The sequence below is a fragment of the Colwellia sp. RE-S-Sl-9 genome, from assembly GCF_048296855.1.
In the GTDB taxonomy this organism is placed as follows: Bacteria; Pseudomonadota; Gammaproteobacteria; order Enterobacterales; family Alteromonadaceae; genus Pseudocolwellia.
Genome location: NZ_CP182631.1, coordinates 1,806,157 through 1,828,487, shown reverse-complemented (window position 1 = coordinate 1,828,487; position 22,331 = coordinate 1,806,157). Strand labels below are relative to the sequence as shown.

Annotated in this window: 12 protein-coding genes; 4 read left to right on the top strand and 8 right to left on the bottom strand. The window is 36.0% G+C overall.

Annotation, left to right across the window (positions count from 1 at the left end; translation table 11 throughout):
* Nucleotides 1-169: 169 nt before the first annotated feature.
* From ACM9HF_RS07835 to ACM9HF_RS07825, 3 genes are all read right to left on the bottom strand, one after another.
* On the bottom strand, nt 170-2,344 hold the full coding sequence (locus ACM9HF_RS07835; RefSeq protein ID WP_473616903.1) for a xanthine dehydrogenase family protein molybdopterin-binding subunit: 2,175 nt from the start codon (nt 2,342-2,344) through the stop codon (nt 170-172).
* A 3-nt stretch (nt 2,345-2,347) separates the two neighbouring features.
* The gene (locus ACM9HF_RS07830) at nt 2,348-2,809 is read right to left on the bottom strand and encodes a (2Fe-2S)-binding protein (protein WP_473616900.1); all 462 of its coding nucleotides are present in this window, start codon (nt 2,807-2,809) and stop codon (nt 2,348-2,350) included.
* A 340-nt stretch (nt 2,810-3,149) separates the two neighbouring features.
* Nucleotides 3,150-3,575: a hypothetical protein gene (locus tag ACM9HF_RS07825; protein ID WP_473616898.1), complete on the bottom strand. Its 426-nt coding sequence runs from the start codon at nt 3,573-3,575 to the stop codon at nt 3,150-3,152.
* Nucleotides 3,576-3,855: 280 nt separating this feature from the next.
* On the opposite strand from ACM9HF_RS07825, the gene ACM9HF_RS07820 reads away from it, so the two are divergent.
* The 3 genes from ACM9HF_RS07820 to ACM9HF_RS07810 all read left to right on the top strand — a co-directional run bounded on the left by ACM9HF_RS07820 (nt 3,856) and on the right by ACM9HF_RS07810 (nt 11,804).
* A complete protein-coding gene (locus tag ACM9HF_RS07820) occupies nt 3,856-4,488 on the top strand; it encodes a hypothetical protein (RefSeq protein WP_473616896.1) in 633 nt (210 codons plus the stop codon).
* 75 nt (nt 4,489-4,563) lie between these two features.
* Nucleotides 4,564-6,546 (top strand): flotillin family protein, encoded by a 1,983-nt coding sequence (locus ACM9HF_RS07815; protein ID WP_473616893.1) that lies wholly within the window; start codon nt 4,564-4,566, stop codon nt 6,544-6,546.
* A 65-nt stretch (nt 6,547-6,611) separates the two neighbouring features.
* Nucleotides 6,612-11,804 (top strand): DNA repair ATPase, encoded by a 5,193-nt coding sequence (locus ACM9HF_RS07810; RefSeq protein WP_473616891.1) that lies wholly within the window; start codon nt 6,612-6,614, stop codon nt 11,802-11,804.
* A gap of 64 nt (nt 11,805-11,868) precedes the next feature.
* Here ACM9HF_RS07810 and ACM9HF_RS07805 read toward each other — a convergent pair whose 3' ends face one another.
* Entirely contained in the window at nt 11,869-12,354 is a 486-nt protein-coding gene (locus ACM9HF_RS07805) for a hotdog fold domain-containing protein (protein ID WP_473616887.1), read from the bottom strand.
* A gap of 157 nt (nt 12,355-12,511) precedes the next feature.
* On the opposite strand from ACM9HF_RS07805, the gene ACM9HF_RS07800 reads away from it, so the two are divergent.
* A complete protein-coding gene (locus ACM9HF_RS07800; RefSeq protein ID WP_473616885.1) occupies nt 12,512-13,138 on the top strand; it encodes a LuxR C-terminal-related transcriptional regulator in 627 nt (208 codons plus the stop codon).
* A 17-nt stretch (nt 13,139-13,155) separates the two neighbouring features.
* Here the strand turns inward: ACM9HF_RS07800 and ACM9HF_RS07795 are convergent, their stop codons facing one another.
* From ACM9HF_RS07795 to ACM9HF_RS07780, 4 genes are all read right to left on the bottom strand, one after another.
* Nucleotides 13,156-14,319: a serine hydrolase domain-containing protein gene (locus tag ACM9HF_RS07795; protein ID WP_473616882.1), complete on the bottom strand. Its 1,164-nt coding sequence runs from the start codon at nt 14,317-14,319 to the stop codon at nt 13,156-13,158.
* 363 nt (nt 14,320-14,682) lie between these two features.
* Nucleotides 14,683-17,229 carry a glycoside hydrolase family 2 TIM barrel-domain containing protein gene (locus ACM9HF_RS07790; protein ID WP_473616879.1) on the bottom strand — a complete coding sequence of 849 codons (2,547 nt, stop codon included), beginning with the start codon at nt 17,227-17,229 and terminating at the stop codon, nt 14,683-14,685.
* A gap of 211 nt (nt 17,230-17,440) precedes the next feature.
* Nucleotides 17,441-20,200 (bottom strand): EAL domain-containing protein, encoded by a 2,760-nt coding sequence (locus ACM9HF_RS07785; RefSeq protein WP_473616874.1) that lies wholly within the window; start codon nt 20,198-20,200, stop codon nt 17,441-17,443.
* A 393-nt stretch (nt 20,201-20,593) separates the two neighbouring features.
* Nucleotides 20,594-22,300, bottom strand: coding sequence for a methyl-accepting chemotaxis protein (locus tag ACM9HF_RS07780; protein ID WP_473616871.1), 1,707 nt, complete (start codon nt 22,298-22,300; stop codon nt 20,594-20,596).
* Between the last annotated feature and the right edge of the window lie 31 nt (nt 22,301-22,331).

Genomic DNA, 22,331 nt, shown 5'->3' with positions numbered 1-22,331 from the left:
GGAACGATTAAGCTGTGTATTTGACCATTTATTCTTCGTATAAAAAGTGAATTTTAAATTAAAACTATAGCTGTATAAATGTAAAAACACCATATTGCTTGAGACGTGATAAGTGAAGGTATATTAATAAAGGGATAGACGGCAGATTAAGCGCCTATCCCATTTGTTGCTAAGTTAGCTTTGTTCCTTTACTGAAGGGAAGTGTAGTAACATATTGTCCGGTTAAACGGCGCCACGCATTAGATACGGCTGGTGCTATTGGTGGTGTGCCTGGTTCACCAACACCTGTAGGTGCGGCGTCTGATGGTAATATCTCTATATCAATTTCTGGCATTTCTGTTATTCGTAAGGCTGTATAATTATGGAAATTACTTTGTTCTACTTTTCCTTTCTCACCTAAAATTATTTCGCCATGAAGCGCAGCATCTAAACCAAAACCTATGCCACCTTGCATTTGAGCTTTAACAATATCGGGATTGACGGCAATTCCGCAGTCAACCGCACACCAAACGTGATGTACTTTAGGCATGCCGTTGTTATCTTTTGAAATTTCAGCTATTTCAGCTACATAACTGCCAAAAGACTCTACTACAGCAACACCTCTGGCTCGTCCTTTAGGTACAGGTCCTGACTTTTCTGCCATGTTAGCAACATGTTTTAGTACTTGTGCTTCTCTTGAGTTTTCTTCCATCAACTCAAGGCGACCTTTGATAGGATCTTTTTCTGCCATATCTAATAATAAGTCAATCGCTGTTTCAACGGCATAACCCGTGTGGGAGTGACCTACCGAACGCCACCAAAGTACGGGGACGCCAGTTTCCATGTTGTGCAGTTGCACATCTATGTTGGGTAAAGCGTATGGTATGTGTTCAGCTCCCTCAACAGAGCTTTCATCTATACCGTTTTTAATTTGTGCTTCAAAAGGACTATTTTTTCTAATAGATTGAACCGCAATGCTATGTTTCCATCCTATTATTTTACCTTTTTCGTCTAGTGCACCAGCCATCTTATGTACTGACATCGCGCGGTAATGTCCACCTTGAATGTCGTCTTCTCTTGTCCAAACTAATTTTACGGGCACACCTTCGTCAGCCATTTTTGTTACATAAGCCGCTTCTGCTGCAAAACTTCCGTCAGGTTGAGTACGGCGGCCAAAGCTCCCACCAGTGATTTGTGTTTGAATATCAACTTTACTTGGTTCTATACCAAATACTTTTGCAATAGTGCCTTGATCTAAAGTGGGGATTTGACTACCAAACCAAGCCGTAACTTTTCCACGTTTAAATTGCATTACCGCATTTAATGGTTCCATTGCCGCATGAGCTAAATAAGGAAAAGATAGTTCAATCTCAAGTTTTTTATCAGCCTGAGTTACTGCCGCTTCAGCGTTACCTTTTTTGGTTACTTGAATACCTGGCTTAGATACCGTTGTACTAAATGTTTTGAATAGTTCTTTACTCGTACGGGTTTCAGCTTTGCTATAGTCCCATTCTATTTTTAAGGCTCTACGACCTTTAATAGCGTTGTAGGTACTGTTTGCATATACCACAATACCAAATGGAATCGCCTTAACATCTTTCACGCCTTCAATTTTTTTTGCTTCAGTTGCATCGAATGAAGCAACTGTTGCACCAAAAGCTGGAGGATGAGCGACAACTGCCGTTATCATATTAGGTTTATGGATATCTAAACCATATATGCTACTACCTGTTGTTTTTCCTTTGGTATCTAACCTAGGTAACTCTTTACCAATGAATGTAAATTGGTTGGCATTTTTTAACTTAGGCTCTTCTGTAGGAGCCGAAAGGGTTGCTGCTATAGCGACTAAATCACCAAAGCTGGCTTGTTTTCCAGAAGGGTGGCTAACAATACCGTTTTGTACGGATATTTCATTAGCATTAACTTGCCATTTTTTGGCTGCTGCATTTATGAGCCACTGCTTTGCTGTTGCGCCAGCTTTACGCATAGTCATATAACTATTGGCAAGTCCAGTTGAACCACCTGTACCTTGAACTCCAAAAGACAAGTTAGCATAAAGTTTTATATTAGCAGGTGCATGTTCAGCACGTATTTGTGACCAACTAGCATCCATTTCATCTGCGGCTAAAGATGCTAAACCTGTAAATGCGCCTTGTCCTACTTCGATATGCTTTATTAATACGGTAACGGTATTATCTTCTGAAATTTTAATGAATGCATTCGCAGTCAATTTTGTTTCTTTTATATTTGCTATAGCACGATTGGAAAGTAACATAGGGAGATGCATGCTGATAACTAGACTGGCAGCACTACCTTTTAAAAAGCGACGACGTGATTTAGATATTTCTTTAATAGAATCTGACATTTTTTATCCCTCTAATTTTTCAGCTGCTAAATGAATAGCCTTACGAATGCGCACATAAGTAGCACAACGACATAAGTTACCTGACATGCCTGCGTCAATATCGTTGTCTGTTGGTTTAGGGGTGTTTTTTAATACGCCAACAGCACTCATAATTTGTCCTGATTGACAATAACCGCATTGTGGAACATCTAACTCTTGCCATGCCGCTTGAATCGCTTGAGCTTCTTTACCTGATACAGACTCAATCGTGGTTATTTCCATATTTTCAGCGGATTTAGCTGGAAATACACATGAACGTTGTGGTTGCCCATCAATGTGTACAGTACAAGCTCCACACTGAGCTACACCGCAGCCAAATTTTGTTCCCGTAAGCTTGAGTTCATCACGTATAACCCATAATAAGGGAGTGTCATCACTAACATCCACGTTTTTTTTAACGCCATTAATATTAAGTTTTAACGTCATTGCTATTAGTCCTTCGTTAGAATCAGATTGAAATAAAATGTAATTTATTTTAAAGACAAGGATTTTAACATAGCATATAAATAGCAGATGAAACATTACAAGCAAAAATTGTAACTTAAAATATATAAGTTACTATATTGTAAGTTTTTAGTTTACTCTCGCTTTTAGCGCCAGATAGGGGAGGGATAAAGTAGTTATTCTTTCAATTCTAAAAAATCACGAATACCTTTTGAATAATAAATCGATCAACTGGTATTCGCTATTCTATGGTGTACCTTAGGGGCAACGGCCTGTTTTTATACCTATGTTATTTTGAAAAATTCCTCTTTATTTAATCGTTTTATTTTTGATCAGGATATTTTTGATCTAATGTTTTTAAAGAACGTAAAAACAAACCTAAGCCGCCGACAGCTAAAACCAATATAACGATAAGATCAAATGAGCTCATGGTTCTAAAAGAAAAACGAATAGAAGAGATAACACCAAAAATTAACGCGGTTATCGAGCCTACAGATAACACCCAACCTAAAATATTTTTACTGTTATAAAAAATTAAACCCACACCAAAAATAAAAGGGATCATGATCATACCGCTCGTTACATTAAAGCTTCCACCACCCGCTGAAAAGCCATATAACCGCATGCCCATGCCAAAACTTGACGTTACAGTGATTGCATTTAATAACATATAAAAGCCACCACACATCATAATTAGGCCAATAAAAAAGTGTCCTAATCCACCTGAAGTACCACCTGCGCCTCTCATTTAAAATCCTTATTAACGTTATTTTATGTTGAAATGTTTAGACTAATCATATAATTATTGGTTAATACATGCCACTAGATAAATGAATCAAATAATTTACCTATGAATATTTTATTAAATGATTTTAACTAAGCTATATGATAATTTATCCCAATAAAAGATGTTAGTCATCATACCCATTTGACATATTATGTCAAATGGGTATGATTAATCTACACAAAATCAAATTTCAAAATAACAAAACATATAAGCGTTATGTTATTTATTTTAAGGATGAAATATGGAACAACTGCTTCAAGTCGCTTCACAATTCCCCACTGTTATATATTCAACCCTACTAGGTGTTGTGGTCGTGTATTGGCTTGTAGGTATGTTGGGACTTGTCGATTTAGGCTTTTCAGGTGATGCTGAACTTGATATAGATCTGGATCCTGAAATTTCTATTGGTGGACTCACCGGCTTAATGCTTACTTTTGGTTTAACTGGCGTGCCTTTTACACTTGTGATCAGCATTATTGTTCTTATTTGTTGGTTGATCAGTTTTTATCTTCAATTATACCTACTTACTTGGTTACCTGACGGTTGGTTATATTACGTGATGGGGGCTATAACTGATGTTATTGTTTTTGCAATATCACTTCCCATTGCTGCGGTCATTCTTCGTCCTATAAAGGGCATGTTTACAAGCGTTGAAACTACGACAAGTCATCATCTAGTTGGTAAAAATGCCATTATAGCTACAAGTACCGTAAGCGACAGCTTTGGCCAAGCACGTTTATTTAACGAGGGGGCCGAAATACTCTTTGATGTACGCTGTGATCCGCAGCACACGCTAAAAAAGGGGGATGAAGTACTCGTAATTGAGTACCTAAAAGACAGCCACACTTATATTGTTGCACCTTACTCTCACTAACTTATTCATTTTACAAAATTACAATCTATTTGGCCGCCAATAGTGTGGCTATGTTTTAAATAAGAGGAAAAACACATGGTAATGGAACCACTTTATTTAGCTATCGGAATTGGCGCTCTTTTCGTCTTTTCATTGTTAATCATGGTCGCAAAGTTTTATAACAAAGTAGAACAAGGGCAGGCGTTAATTATTAACAAATTGCGAGCAGAGCCTGAAATAAGCACCACAGGCGGCTTGGTTATTCCTATTATTCATAAAAAAGAAATTATGGATATTTCAACCAAGCGTATGATGCTTGAACGTAAAGGGCGCTCAGGTTTGATCTGTCAAGACAACATTCGCGCCGATATTATTATTACGTTTTATATTCGAGTAAACGAAACCAAAGAAGACATTTTACGAGTTGCGAAACAGGTAGGTTGTGAACGTTCATCTTACCCTGAAACATTACAAGAATTATTCGAAGCTAAGTTTTCAGAAGCCCTTAAAACCGTAGGTAAACAACTTAACTTTACCGAACTATTTACCCAGCGCGATAGGTTTAGAGACAAGATTAAAGAAGTGATCGGTCAAGACTTATCTGGTTACGTACTTGAAGATGTTGCAATCGACTTTTTAGAGCAAACATCAATTAGTGATTTAGACCCTAATAATATAATGGATTCAGAAGGTATTCGACGTATAACTGAGCTTACGGCTCAACAAAGTGTACAAACGAATGACTTAAAACGCCAAGAAGAAATTCGTATTAAACGTCAAAATATTGAAGCAGAAGAAAAAAGCTTAGAGTTAGAACGACAATTAGCTGATTCGCAAGCTAAACAAACTAGAGAAATAGCTTCAGTAAAAGCGCGCGAAGAAGCCGAAACTGCAAAAATTGTTGAAGAAGAGCGTTGTAAGTCTGAACAAGCAAGAATCGGCACTGAACAAATAATTGCCGTTGCCGAAGAAAATAAACAACGTGAGGCTGATATTGCAGAACAAAATCGCTTCAGAGCCGTTGCAATCGAAGAAGAAAAAGTAACACGAGCACGTCAAATTGAGTCAATTGACCGTGAAAAAGAAGTGGAAACGCTACGCATTGATAAAGAAAAAGCGTTAGAGGTTGAGCGCAAAAACATCGCCGAAGTTCAAAGAGAACGAATTATGGTAGATAAAAGCGTTGCAGAAGAAGAAGAGCGTATTAAAGATTTACGTGTAGTGTCTGAAGCTAATCGCCAGAAAGATGAAAAAGTGATTAAAGCGAAAGGTGAAGCCGAAGAAGCTTTAGTGAAAGATATTGAATCAGCTAAAGCACAAGAGCAAGCCGCAGAGCATACCGCAAGAAAAATGCAAACTATTGCTGAAGCTGAATTAAAAACTGCCAGCAAGCAGTCTGAGTCTAAAAAAATATTAGCAGAAGGGCACCAAGCTGAAGCTGCATCACAAGGGTTAGCAGAAGCACAAATAACGCTAGCACAAGCCGATGCACATGAAAGACAAGGTGAAGCTGAAGCTAAAGCGCTTGAGTTAAAACTAACCGCCGAGGCGAAAGGTATTCAAGAAAAAGCATTTGCTGAAGCAGCTGGCTTACGTGAGAAGCAAGAAGTGCTTAACGCAATGTCTGAACAAGCACGTGAGTTTGAAACTTTTGGTTTACGCTTAAATCAAGAGCGAGAACTTACCTTAGCTAGACTAGACAACAGCGTAGATTTAGCTGAGAAACAAGCAGGCGTTTTAGCGACAGCATTAAGCGAAGCTAACATAAATATTATGGGAGGAGACGGTGAGTTCCTACATCAATTTATGAAGTCTATTACTGTTGGTAAATCTATCGATGGTTTAGTCAATGAAAGCGATACAGTAAAAACCTTACTTAAAGATCATTTAAATGGTGATCGTAATATTATGGACGATTTGAGTGGTGTGTTATCAGGTGCTGCACAAACAAGTGAAACCATGAAAAATTTCAATATGTCTAAACTGTTATCAACATTAAATAATGCTGATGACACACAAAAAGGTGCTTTGGCGGCGCTATTAAATTTAGGTAGCCAAAATACTTCAGACGTTAAGTAAATTTTTTCAGTAAATAGATGAAGCCTTTACCATTAAAGGCTTCATACAGCATCATGGAGTCTTAAATGACAAATAAGGAAAGTGTCACCAATCAAGCCGTTGCAGAAGGTGGCTCATACGAGCTAATACAACGCCGACTATCCGCCTTAGGTAGTGAACTTAATACACAAATAAAACAGTTAAATGATGAACGTATTTCAACATTTGGCTCAACTGATATGAACGTTGATGCTCGTGTAAGAGTGAGAACCGAGCATAATTGTGTTGCGAGAGACATAGCGGCTATTGGAGACACCTTACTTTTTGGGTATAACGTTTTTTTAGGTTTACAACGTAATATCACCATTTCTGATGTATTTAGTTTGCATCAACTTCAAGATAACAATGGTGAGATTGAAATTGTAGACTTGCCAATACAAGGTAGCTTTCTTGATGATCCTGAATTTGTTCGCGATTTTGATGAGCTATATACCTACTATAAAAAAACCTTTTTATCTCATGTTTACCGTCAAGGCAGCAAAGTTTTTGCAATATTTCAAATTGGTGAGCGTATTGATGACATACGTGTTTTTCGCTGGGGGATCGACCCAGATTATAAAGTCACTTACATTGATAACCGTGGTGAAAGAGATATAAAACAGCCAGAAAATTTTGATTTTGAATGGCATAAAGTATCACGAGAACAACAAGAGCAAGGTAAGCATCCGCACTTTAATTTATTTGATATGCTTTTTGTTGAAACCATGGGCGGGTCACTTACCCTTAAAGTAGAAAATAATACCGAAGCAGGGCAAGGTATATATTCAGAGCCTGTTGATGATGAACACCAATCTTTAGACGATGCGGATATTCGCTACGCTAAAGTGGGCGAACTTATTTTATTAAAAATAAAGCCCTACCGTGAAGAGCAAACCCGACATTTAATTTTTAACTGCAAAACCAAAACTGTATTACGCCAAGACGCAATCGCACATGCGTGTATTCAATTACCTGAAGATCACGGTATTATTTTTCCTGGTGGATACTATCTGCAAAATGGAGAACATAAGAGTTTTGAAGACAATGCTGAAGATCTTCAACTGCACCGTGTAGTTAAATCACCCAACGGTGAAGATTTTCTTTATATATTTTATGAACCTAATGCAGGTCAGTATGCTTTATTTGGCTATAACCTGATCACGAGAACATTACAAAACCCTATTTATGGTCACGGTCAAAGCTTGTACGATAATGGAAGGGCTGTAGTTTTTAGTGCAGAATCTGAACCTTCGCGTGTGCATGCTATGCAAATATGGCAAACCCCATTTTGTACCGAAGAATATGCGAGCAACCAACCTACCGACACAAGTTTTTTTGGCAAAATAGGTAATCCTGAACTTGTTAGAGGCGTGTCTGATTTATATAGCGTTGTTAAATTAATTTCTATTGAAGCGCCTAGCGAGCATCATTTTAACGATTTAGTTAAAGAATCTAAGCAGCTTTTTGATAAATATCATTGGTTGAATGATACAAGCTTATCGACTCTAAATGATCTGATCAAACAAGTTGTTACGACTTCAGAACTCGTATTAGATGAGTTTGAAAAAGTCGTTAGCATTAAAGCAAGCTCTGATGCCGTTATGTCAGAAGCTCGAAATAAGCTTACTGAGTTAACCAAAAATCTCCAATTAAATCGCTTTAATAACGCTAAGCAATTTGTTGATAATTTATCTGAGTTAGCACAATTTAAAGGCGAGTTAATTTCTCATAAAGAATTACGTTATGTTGACGTAGATGAAATTAACACCATGGAAGTTACTTTAGACGAACTCACTAAAGGACTTAGCCAAGCAACGGCTGATTTTTTACAGCAAGATAATGCACTTACCCCTTACCAAACTACCATCGCAGAATTAGAAGCAGCGATTACAGATAGTGAGTCAATCACCGCATTAAAACCTATACGTTTAGCCATTGAAGAGCTTATTCAAGGTTTAGAATTACTTAATCGCACCATGCTGTCTTTAGATATTGAAGACAGCAGGCAGCGCACACGTATACTCGAAGATATATCAGGTGTATTTAGTCAAATTAATCGTGTTAAAGCGAACGCAGATTTAGCCGCAAAAAGTGTAGGCAGTGAAGAGGCTAGAGCCGAATTTGGTGCCAGATTTAAACTACTAAGCCAAAGTGTTACCAGTGGCTTAAATGCGAGTGATACACCGCAATCTTGCGATCAACAACTCTCTCAAATACTTATTCAGCTTGAAGACTTAGAAAGTCAATTTAGCGATTATGAGGAGTTTTATACTGAGATCCTCGCTAAACGAGACGAAATTTACGATAACTTCGAGCAACATAAACAACAGCTTATGGATTCTCAGCAGCGTCGTTGTCTTAATTTAATGACAGCGGCACAGCGTATTATCGAAGGTGTTATTCGTCGTAGCCAAGGTTTTAATGATCAAGACAAGCTCAATAGTTATTTTGCTGGCGACCCTATGGTGTCTAAGTTAAGACAACTGATAGAGCAATTAAGAGAACTTGATGACAATGTTAGAGCTGATGACATTGATGCTCAGCTAAAAAATGCTAAAGAACAAGGCATAAGAGCTCTTAGAGATAAAACCGATATTTATTCAGCCGACGGTAGCTTAGTTAAAATAGGCGAACATCAGTTCTCGGTTAATAAGCAAAAACTAGAACTAACCTTATTGCCACGTGACAAGGCAATGGTATTACACATTAGTGGCAGTGAGTATTTTGAAAACCTAGACGCTGAACTATTTGCGGGTACTGAATATTTATGGCAGCAAGAACTTATTTCTGAATGTGGTGATGTATACCGAGGTGAATACTTAGCCGCTAGCTTATTATTTGAAGCTGAATTGTCTGGTAAAACTCAAATTGATCACTTAAAAGACGCGGTAAAAAATAATCAATTAGTAGAGTTTATTAGAAAAGCGGCAGAGCCACGCTATCAAGAAGGTTATGATAAAGGTGTACATGACGCCGATGCCGCTTTAATTTTAACACAGCTATTATCGTTACGAGAATCTATAGGCCTATTAGCTTACCCCGCGTTAGAGAGAAAACTCGCTGTGTTTTTCTTTTCAACAAAATTAGAAGATAACCAACGTAAAGACTTAGTACAGCGTTGTCATAACTTACACTTAATGGAAGAAACCTTCGGCGATAATCAGCTTAGGCAACAGCTAACGGATGAATTGTCAAGTGTATTAACTACCTATATTAAAGAGCAACCTTGGTTAAACGGCGACACGGTCTTATCAGCAACGTATCTTATTCAAGAGCTTGCTTTAGCTGAACAAAAGTTTGTTATAAAAGAAGAAAGTGTAGATCTAGTTAAACAACTAAAATCACAACTTAAACATAAGAGCTTAGAACAGCAAATTGAAAGCGCGCTATCAGGCTGTTCAACTTTAGAACAAAAATATCAACTCCATTTAGCGTGGTTACAAGCTTTTGCTCATCATCAAAAATTAGACATTCATTTAGATGTATTAATTGAAGCTTCTATGTTGATGACGTTAGAGCAGCACAGTGAGTTTTATACTTCTGCGGCTAAAACCTATTGTATTGTAGAAGGCTTATTGGGTCAGCATAAACAGATTAATGATCGAAAATTAAAAATTAACTATCAAGAATTTATCACAAAGTTACGTAAATTTACGTATGAACATGTACCTGCATTTAAGCAGTTTCATCAAACCAAACAACAGGTATTAGAAAAACAGCGTAAACGACTACAACTTGAAGAGTTCAAACCTAGAGCGTTATCTTCTTTTGTACGAAATAAACTGATTAACGATGTGTATTTTCCAATAATAGGTACTAACTTAGCTAAACAAATTGGTGCTGCAGGTAATAACAAACGTTCAGATTTAATGGGGTTATTATTACTTATTTCTCCTCCGGGTTACGGTAAAACAACATTAATCGAATACGTAGCCAGTAAGCTGGGTATGACCTTTGTTAAAATTAACTGTCCGTCTATTGGACACGACCAATTATCGCTTGATCCCGCGCAGGCAAATAACTCAACGGCAAAGAATGAAGTAGAAAAAATCAACTTAGCCTTTGAAATGGGTAACAACGTTATGTTGTACCTTGATGATATTCAACATACTAATCCTGAGTTTTTACAAAAATTTATTTCTCTTTGTGATGGTTCAAGACGGGTAGATGGTGTGTGGAATGGCGAAAGTAAAACCTACGACATGCGTGGTAAAAAGTTTGCAGTTGTTATGGCGGGTAATCCGTATACCGAGTCAGGCGAAGCATTTAGTATTCCAGACATGTTAGCTAACCGTGCTGATATTTATAATTTGGGTGATACGCTAAGTGGTCGTGAACATGAGTTTTCTTTAAGTTTTATTGAAAATAGCTTAACCAGTAACTCTTACATTGCGCCACTTGCTACACGCGATATGGATGACTTGTATAATTTAGTTAAAATGGCAGATGGAGAACCGGTTGCTGCAACGGATCTTAAACATAGTTATTCACAAGCCGAAGTGAATGAAATTGTTGCGGTTATTAAGCGTATTCGCAAGGTTCAAGAAACCGTTTTAAAAGCGAATGAACAATATATTGCATCTGCTGCCCAAGACGACAAATACAGAACCGAGCCACCCTTTAAGTTACAAGGTAGCTACCGAAACATGAATAAAATGGTAGAAAAAATTGTACCTGTGATGACTGACGAAGAAGTTGAACAACTGATTGCAGATCATTACCGAGGTGAAGCTCAAACATTAACAATAGGTGCTGAAGAAAATCTACTTAAATTAGCTGAACTTCGTAATAACCAAACTAGTGAGCAAGCAGAGCGCTGGAAAATCATAAAAGATGATTTTGTTCGTCATCAAAACTTAGGTAATAACGACAATCCAATGGCTGCTATTGCGAGCCAAATATCATTATTGCAAAAGGGATTGAATCAAATTAGCCAAGTACTGCAACAGTCTCAGTCTGGTAGTTTAGACACATTGAACGAAACACTGTCTAGTTTAAAGTTACAAGTAAATGTTGAAAAGCCAGATAACGCTGAATTAACACAAACCTTGTCTTTATTTACGCAGCATATGGAATCGTTTATAACGCCGTTATTATCTGTACTTAACAGCAATAAAAATGTTGATTTAGAAATAATAGAGACATTAAAAACTCTTAATTTTATGACGGTTCAAAAAGTTACTAAAGAGTTGGCAACAAGTAGAGAGAGTCATAATACAGGAGGAGCCATTTTTGATTAAAACCTTTATGGCTATAGGTTAATTATGAAAAGGTAATAGCAGAGAATGTTATTACCTTTTTCATTTATGGTTGTGATGGTTTTGGTGAAATTCGCATAGTAATATCAGCATGAAAAACCTTGTTGTGTTCCGTATCATAAACATCAACAGGTAGCACGACATCTTCGGCTTTCTCCCAATCAAACCTATCTATTTTACAAATTATGCGTAAGTCTGTTTTGGCAATTTTCAAGTATTGAACCGTCATACCAATAGGTATCCAGCGTAGATCATCGCTTAAAGATATGTCTATACAAACACCTGCAGAAAGTTCAGCAGCATTACACATGGCAATGGCATGAACTGATTTTAAATGATTATAAACAGCCCTACGTTTTTTAATGGTAAGTTCTACATGACCCGGTTTTACAATAATTAACTTAGGTTTAATCGTACCAAAATAAGGAGCTGTAAAGCATAAAGCCTTACCTACAATCCACCGTCCTATAGTGAAACCACCGAATATTTTCCACAATTTTAGCATGAGACTTTTGGAAGGTTTATACGACATTTATCTTTATTCCTAAATAAAAAACAACTGGTCTAATGAGTTTGTTTCAATAATATGAATATGTCAATGTTAGTGTTATTACTCTGTGTTATTTATAGGAATAAAAAGGTTAAAAAAGGGGAGGGTAAATAAACTTTTAATAAGCTAATCTATTCATATGAAAAAATTACGCGGTCGACCGCCACATAAAGATATTCTCACTCTTGCTGAATGGCGAACAGCTAATGCTGTTCGCCATGGCTTAACCAATCAGCAAATTGCTGATCTTGAAAAGATTAGTTTAGACGGAGTGAAATATCACGTTGCAAATGCAATAGCTAAATTAGGTTTAAAAAACCGTAAAGCTTTAATGTGTTGGGTGGGAGTACCTAAAGAGAGTTTACTGATAATCCAAGGAGAAAATATGAATAACCAACATAGTATTTTAGCTTTAGGGCAAACGGCCAGAACCGTTAAAAACATTAAAAAATCAGAGGCTTGGTATCGTGATGTTTTAGGGCTAGCTCATTTGTATACCTTTGGAAAATTAGCTTTTTTTGATTTAGGGGGCGTTCGATTAATGCTGTCTGAGAGTGAAGACGTTAATACCGTTGAATCAATTTTGTACCTCAGGGTTTCTGATATACATTTTTCATACGAAACATTAACCACGCTAGGAGTTAAATTTGTTAATGCACCCCATATGATCCATAAACATGATGATGGATCTGAAGAGTGGATGGTGTTTTTCGAAGATCTTGAAGGACGTAACCTTGCTTTAATGTCTGTTGTTGAGCCGAGTTAAGTCAAAAGGTCGTTGTTTTACTGCTGAACTGCTTTCCAAAAATCGTGAGACAACTTATTGATTAAGTTAGATTCTGCATTCATTAGCATAGCAAAACCTATCCCAAGTTCAGGCGAGTAGCCAATATCTGCGCGATAGCCTTGTACCCAGCCAGAATGGTAAATTATGGAGCTTTTGTCTAATTGGTAAATACGCCATCCATAGCCGTAATAGGCATCTTTAAGGCTTTCTTTCCAGTATCTACGTCTTAAATCTTTTTTGGTTTTTATTCTGGGTGTTGTTAATTCGTTAAGTAAGTTGGGTGATAAAATATCAGGATTATTACCCATATTAGCATTTAACCATTTAGCTAAATCTGTGATGCTAGCGTTAACTCCGGCTGCTGGCGCAACTTTGTAATAGTCAGGTTGTACTTTTACGGGATGCCATACGTTTTGCTTGATGTATCTTCCGTTTTTATCTTTTTTACCGGTTCTTTTACTTCTAATAAGTACGTGTGGTTTTGCTATATTTTTATTGTTTAAAAAGTTATCAATACCTACTGAAGCATTATCCATTTTTAAAGGGGTAAATATACGTTCTTGTAATAGCGTTGCGTAGCTTTTAGGTTGACTATTTTCTATAGCAAACTGTAAAAAACCGTAGGCAATATTTTGATATCCGTAGCATATTCCAGGTTGGCAAATAGGGCTTACGCGATCAAATCTGCCTATGATTTTTTGCATATTCCAGTTTTCATGTAATAAGTTGTCGTAAGCGTTAGGCATTAAACCACTTGAATGACTTAATAGGTGTTTAATTTGAATTTTTTTAGATGCGTTTTTTTTAGCAAGTACAAAGTTAGGAATATATTGGGTAATAGGATCTGATAAGTTTAAGCGCTTTTCTTGCGCTAGCATGGTGGTAATTGTTGCTGCAAAAGGTTTTGAAACTGATGCTAATCTAAAAACTGTATCGGCGTTTATTTTTTTTGATTTACTTTTATCTGTATAACCAAAGGTTTCTAACGCAACGACTTTATTGTTTTGAATAATGACATAGGCGGCACCAGGAATGTTATGTTTTTTTAATTCGCTGGCGACTGTTTTTGAAAACTTTTTTCTAACTTCAGTAAAATCTTTCCCGTAAGATAAAGGGATAAAGATAAGGCAATAAAAAATAAAGATAATACGAAAAAGCATAACAGTAAACCTTGCAAGTAAACGCTAATTTACTCGATACATAAACAGAGGCGATTAAAAATAAGGGAAGGAGTTTATATTATTTTACAGGGTTTAACGAATATTCTTTATACTTTCCTAAGGTATGTAATTAAAAAACCTACTTTAACTCTGCTAAAGTAGGTTTTTTATCGTTTTACTTTTATCTTGAAGGAAATTAAGGTTTGTTGATTTTTCTGTCCTATGAGGTCGTTTAAATGCTTCTTGTTCATTGTTGCAAGGAATTTACATAGAACAATTATGCTAGTTCCCTTGCGCCGCGACTAACAAGCCTTTAATCCGAACAAAATTTAAACATGAAAGGTCAACAGACCTTAATTAAGCCTAGTTTAGGTTAATCAAAATAGGCTTAGATTTTACGCCGTTAGCTGTTGCATACACTTTTACTTGGCTTGCTTTATCTTGTGCTTGTAACAATAGTGCCGCTTTGCCTTTATGGGTAATAACATGATCAGTTAATACATCTTGAATATTATTTTCCCATCCGTTATCTACAGCTGCTATTTTAGCGTTGCCTTCAACTGTAAACTTTATGTCAATTTCGGCATCAGACAATAGGTTGCCGTTTTTATCTAACAAAGTAGCATGAATATAGGTTGTATCGTATTGATCTGCAGTTAAGCTTTGTTTTTCAGCATTAAGTTCAATGGAAGCAAGTTTACCATGAGTATTTAAAATACTTTGAGTTACTGCTTTACCGCTGTTATACCCAACAACTTTTAGCTCGCCTGCTTGATAGGGCACCATCCATTTTATAATTTGATCATCAAAGTCTTTAAGTTGTTTACGGCCAAGAGACTTTCCGTTTAAAAATAATTCGGCTGATTCTGTATTGGTATAACTTTGTACAACAATGTTTTCATTTGTTTTGTACTTCCACATTTCATAAATATCAAACCACTCCCAACGACGAAGTCCTTGCCATAAATGTTCAGGTATTTTACGTTTTGTAAATATCCATCCATTATCGTTTGAATAAGAAAATTCAGACTCTTTAGCCGATGTAGTACCTAAAAATATTTTGGGTTTATTACCCCATAAAGTTTCGAAAAAATGTCCTCTGGGTGTTTTATTGCCTACATAATCAAACAGAGATATTTCTAATCCCATTTTAGGTAAGGGACCAGCTTCACCTTTGTAAGCAAAACCTGTCCATATAAAAATACCAGACATATAATCTTTATCTTTTACATTCAGCCATTCTGATAATGTCCCCCAATTTTCAGATCCATAAATAACTTTATTGGGATACATTTTATGAGCCGCTTCATAAGAAGGTGCGCGGTAATTAAAGCCAACTAAGTCTAAAGCGTCGGCATAACCTGTTGCAAAGCCAACTGATGGAAGAACTAGTCCTGCGGTAATTGGACGGGTTGTATCTATTTCTTTAACAAAACCAGACAGCATTTTTGCAATGATAGGTAAATTGTCAATTTTGTCAGGGTTGTATTTCTTAATTTTTTTCTTTATACGCGAAGGGTTAAAGTCAGCAGCGTCTGTAAAATATGTTGTACCGTCTTCTTCATAAGATGCTGATTTTCTATAATAAGGATAAGTCCATTCTACTTCGTTTCCTATACTCCACATTATGATAGACGGATGGTTAAAATCTCGACGAACAAGATCTTTTAAATCACGTTCAGCCCATTCATTAAAATGTTTGCTGTATGATATTACAGAATCTCCTTTCGCTTTATTATCGCCAACATGCACTTTGCTTTTTTCTTTAGCTCTATCCCAATCATCAAAGGCTTCAGCGTTCACTAAAAATCCCATTTCATCAGCTAATTCAAGTAACCCTGGGTTATGAGGGTTATGTGATAATCGTAAAGCATTTACACCAATACTTTTCAGTTTTTCTAATCGAGAACGCCAAATAGATTTATGAACAGCCGCACCTACTGCACCAGCATCGTGATGTAAGTTAACACCTTTAAGTTTTGTGTTAACACCATTTAAGAAAAACCCTTTATTGCTATCAAACTTGATGGTTCTAATACCAAAGGTAGTTATATCTGCTTCTGTTTTGTCGCCATCAACATAAACAGTAGCTTTCGCTGTGTAAAGATGAGGTGTTTCTAACGACCATAATTGAGGTTTTTTTACTGTAAGAGTTTGAGTGATTTTATTCTCATGACTTAGATCAAACGACTCTTTATCTTGAGCAACTTTTTTACCTTTTTGGTCGAATAACTCAATTTTTAATTTAGCATGTTCGCCTTGATATTTATTGGCAATAATCTGGGTATTTATGCTTACTTTTGCTGTTTTCGAGGAAACCTCAGGGGTTGTAACTTGCATACCCCACTGTGGTATATATACAGGCTCGGTTTTAACTAGACGTACATTTCTGTATATACCTGACCCAGTGTACCATCGTGAATCTGCATATGCGGTACGATCCACTTTTACAGTGATAACGTTAGCTTTGTCACCGTAGTTGGCGTATTGGGATAAATTTACTTGAAAACTGGAATAGCCATAAGGTCTGCCACCAATATAGTGACCATTAAGCCAAATAGCCGAGTTGTTATAAATACCATCAAACTCAACCCATATTTTTTTATTTTTGTCTGATTTAGGTAAGTTGAATGTTTTACGATACCAGCCAATTCCACCTGCTTTAAAGCCTGTACTCGCTGCTGCATTTTCATTAGTGTAGGGTAATGCAACAGCCCAATCGTGTGGTAATCTGACGGGGAACCATGTGCTGTCATCAAAAGTGTATTGGTGGGCAGCTTGTTGTTTTTCTAGGGTAAACTTCCAATTGAAGTTGAAGTCTTCAATTGATTTTGCCTGAGCCAGCATAGATATACTGTATAAGAACAATATGAACAGTGTTGATAGCGTTCTATGTGTTTTTGGGATCATGTAAGACCTTGTTATTTTTTATTGTCAAATAATCTATATTCACTATAACACCTGTTTATTTGTAAATATGTTACTTTAAATATAAAATATATCACGATTTTGCTCATACAATGTTGCTAAAAAATAATAGCTAAAACAGCTATTATTTGTGGTAACGGGTATTAAAATTGTTAGAACAGGGAAAATAAATGCACAGGTAAGGTTGTATTCCTTAATTAGTCTTTAAATTTTTATCGAGTATTTTTATACTCCATTCTTGAACAAATACTTCAAATTTAACTATTTTTATAGGCTCTGAACACCAATAGCCTTGGCCGATATTGGCTCCCATTTTGGCCAACAGCTGCAATTGGTTCAGGTTTTCTACGCCTTCAGCGATTACTTTCATTTCAAGCCCTTGAGCCATAGCTATAATGGCTTTAACTATGGTGTTATTTCTTGGATCATTTTCAAAATTAATTATAAAGCTACGATCTATTTTCAGTGCTTGCACAGGGAACTTACTTAAATATTGAAGGGATGAATAACCTGTTCCAAAATCATCAATAGATATAACAAAACCCATATTTTTAATCTGATTAAGTATTTCAGTGGCTTTAGATTCAGATTTTAATAAGATAGATTCAGTTAATTCTAGTTCTAACTTGTCGATAGGGAAATCATAACAATTTATTAATATTTTTAATTCTTTAAGGAGCTTGTCTTCATCAAACTGAACTGCTGAAACATTAACAGCAATACTGATGTGAGATAGATTTGTTTCTTTCCAACGTTCTAAAATAGCCGCTACTTGATGTAAGACCCAGTTACCAATCTCTTCAATAAAACCACTATCTTCAGCTAACGGAATAAATTCTACTGGTGATATAAAACCATATTCAGGGTGTACCCAACGCAGCAGTGCTTCTGCAGATTCTATTTGTAGTGTTTGCAGATCAAACTTGGGCTGTAATGTAATAAATAGCTCATTGTGCTCAATGGCTGTTGCAAGGGCGTAACGGAGCTTTGATTGTCTTTCTGCAATTTTTCCCCATTCTTTTTTGAAAAAACGATAAGGTAACTTTTTATCTTTTTTAGCTCTATACATGGCTAAATCAGCATTTATCATGAGCTCTTCAGCAGTACGTCCGTCGTCAGGATAGTATGCGACACCAATACTTGATGTAGGGTTAAGTTTATGGCCTTGCAGTAAAAGTGGTTTTGATATTTCATCTAATAGTCGTTCGGTTACCGCTGCAACTTGCTCTCTAAGTCCGCATTGTTCTAATAAAACAACGAACTCGTCTCCACCTAGGCGTGACACGGTATCAACATTTCGTAAGGGAATTTTTAAGGCTTTAGCGAAAGCAATTAATATTTCGTCACCCACTTTATGACCTAAAGTATCATTAATATTTTTAAAGTCATCTACGTCGATAAAAACAATGGCGAAATTATATTTGTTTCGTTTAGATGCTTTTAAACATTGATTTAGGCGGTCGTTAAACATACGCCTATTAGGCAGGTCGGTTAAACTGTCGTAGTGGGCTAAATAGCGTAATTCATCTTCTATACTTTGACGTTGAGTTAATTTTGAAAAAGTTCCTAAATAATTGATATTTTCACCTTTACTGACAGGAACAAGAGATAGCCATATAGGTCGTTCTTCCTTGTTAGCTGTTAGAAAGCGCAGCTCTCCTTCCCAAGTCTGCTTTTTTAATATTGAATTTTTGATACGATCAAAAAAGTATCTGTCGTGATATTTTTTATCGAAAAATTGCTCTAGGTGTTGTCCTTGAGGTTTAATATGTGTGTGTTTACTAAAAGCATTATTAGCTGCTTGAATAATAAAATTTGAATTTATAACAACAACAGGATCTTGCGTTTGTTGAAATATAGCAGAGAGTAGTTGGCTTTCTTGTAGTGCTTTTCTTTGTTCGTGCACATCAACAATAGTACCTATTATACTCGCGGGATAACCTGTTTGATCATAAGATAATAAGCCATGAATATTAACCCAATGAAAAGAGTTTTCGGTAAGCTTTATTCGACATTCAATTTTAAATCCGCTGATACTTCCTTGCAGTAAATTTTTAATATTGTTGTAAATGGCTGCTCTATCTTCTCGATAAAAACGCTTTAACCATGTAATGTAATGGTGTTCGTAATGTGTTGATTTTTTATCGGTAAAGGTGTTGTTTTCAGTATTTTTTATAATGAGTTGAGTTGTGTGATCGCTGGTGATTATTTTTAATCTAGGATCAAATTCCCAAATACCTTCGCCACTACTTTTTAACGCTATTTCTAATTTTTCTTTATGTCGTTGGAGTTGATAATCTCTACTATTAAGTTGTTCTAACATGGCATTTAAACCATCAATAATGGTATTCATTTCCGATATATTGGAACTTTCAACTCGTCGACCGAAATTTTGTGTTTTTCGGATTTCTTTAAAAATATTAACAACACTTGAAATAGCGAGTGTAATTGGTGAGGGGAGTTGTTTACTAAGAATAAACGCAATAAATAAACTTAATAAGCTTAATAAAAGTAAAATAAAAAATATTTTGATGAGATTGAATTGCTGAGCAGATAAGTCAACCCACAATGTTAGTACGCCTAATTTTACTTCGTCTTCTATAATATCTACGTTTACAACATAGGCACTACGTAAGTTTTTTTTAGGTAAAAAAGTTTTTTCAGCTAATGTTTGTCCATTTTTTTTATTGATTTGAGCTTTTATTATTCTATCGTCTATTTCTAAAATTTTTAAAGTATTGTTTGCTTCTTGTTCATCATCAAAGATCAAAGTAGGAGCGCTATACTTGGCGACTAAAGATGATATGTTTTTAATGTTTTGGCGAAAGATGGTGTCTGTATTGAGGTACTCAACAGTTAAAACGGCAATAAAAACTAATAGTAAACAGAGCATTAATGCTCTTAACACCACGCTTTGAATGTTGCTTTTAATAGACTGTTGGCGTGATTTCAAATAACTAACCTTTTTCATTCCTAATTCTAATTCTACCGTGAAGGAGTTATAGCTATTTGCTAATAAACTTATCTTTAGGGGAATAAGTTCATGTACGTTGTAGTTGGCAGTTTTATTTTGTATCAAATAGATCTGCAGACCTTAATTTAGCTGCTATTACTTCATTGTTTTTAATTTTTTGTTAAGCACTTCGTGATTGATATGCGTATTACTCTAAGTCTTAGTTACATTTGAAATTTTTGCCACTTTTGAAAGGAAGTTTTTTTGATTTTCGTTGAATATTATAGGGTGGAGATATTTTTATAAGTTGCTTTAGGTGATTCAATCTTTATTGATACTCCATATCACTTCAAACAGTTCGAAGTGATATGGACAAAGCTTAAGTTTTGTAGCTTATGACGTTTTAAATTGATCAACGAGTATTTTGATTTTTCCAGATAATTGACTCGTATATTGACTATTATTTGCGGTTTCTCTTGAGCCTTGAGCTGTTTGTTCAATATGTTGGTTAATATTGTCTACATTACTTTTTATTTCATCTATTGTGTTGTTCTGCTTTTCAGTAGCAGAAGCTATTTGCGTATTGATATGCATTATAGATGCGACAGACTCTGTTATTTTTCCTAGTGAATCGCCAGTATCTCTTGTATTACTGACGCAGGCTGCGGTGCGGTTTTTACTTTCTAACATCACTTCAACGGCTTGTTTAGCGCCTACCTGTAGCTTTTCAATCATTGATTGAATTTCAGATGTAGAGTCTTGGGTTCTTTGGGCTAAGGTACGAACTTCATCAGCGACAACGGCAAATCCTCGGCCTTGTTCACCAGCTCTTGCCGCTTCAATCGCGGCGTTTAATGCCAATAAATTAGTTTGGTCTGCAATGCCTCGTATAACATCTAATACCGAGCCAATGTTATCTGTGTCGGTTGCTAATGTGTCTATTACATCGGAGGCATTCTCTATATCGGTATCTAACAAGTTAATATTATTGATAGCCTGATCAACAACTTTTAATCCTTCTGCTGCAGCGTGATTGGATTCTTTTGCTAACTCAACACCTTGAGAGGCATTTGTCGCAATTTCTTGAACGGCAGGTAATATGTCTTCTAGAGATTTTAATAATTTTTCGATACCATTTTTTTGCTCTGAAATTGCTTGGTCAGTTTGAGTTACCGTAGAACTTAATTGAGAGGAAGATGCTGAAATATCATTAATAGCGTCGCGTAGTTCTATTACAACTTGTTGAATATGGTTAGCGAATAAATTGAAACCACGAGCCAAAGAAGATAGTTCATCTTTACCACTTTCATCTAAACGTTTACTTAAATCACCATCACCTTCGCCAATATTTAACATAGCAGAAGTAGCGTGTTTTAGAGGCTTGAATAATGTTTGAATGATAAAAAACATTAATGCGATCACTAGAAGCGCGATAAGTATTCGAATGCTTAAGCTGATATTTAGCCAAAAAGCAGCTTCCTGTTGAGAATTTTTCAATTCAGTTGAAGTTCGATGATCAAGATTAGAGAAAAACTTATCGACAGGTGCCATTATATTATTTACTTCTTGATGATAGGCTTTGTTAAAAACGATACGTAATGCAAAATCGTTAACAGTTTCGTTAGGTAAAGCTTTAAATGGGCCTGTTACAATTTTACCTGCCTTTATTGATTCCATTGCTTGTGTTTCTGTTTCTATTAATCCATTGGAATTTTTACTTGCTTCGTCTAGTAAGGCGAATTCAGCACGAGAAAAGTTTAATTCTTTCATGATGTCACTTTGTTTTTTCTTTTTTCCTCGGTATAAATTTACATCCACATATTCAGGTCTTTCAATATCACCATTTCGCCATTTAACAATATCCCAGTAAGCTTCCCAGTATTCATTGTTACCGGTTGCGACGAAAGTACGGCAAAGTCTCGTAAGATCCATTGATGTTTGACGAAACTCATCGGCAAGTAGATAGGAAAGGTAACGAGTTGTACTACTTTTTGTTTGAATTGTATTTTTGTGGCTTGCTATGTTTTCCGCAGCAATGCCGCCAAGTAGTAAGATGATAATGGCAATAAGTATTGCCATTAGGCGAGTCTTTATCGTCATGTAAATTCCTTATTAACTATAGTAGAAGGTT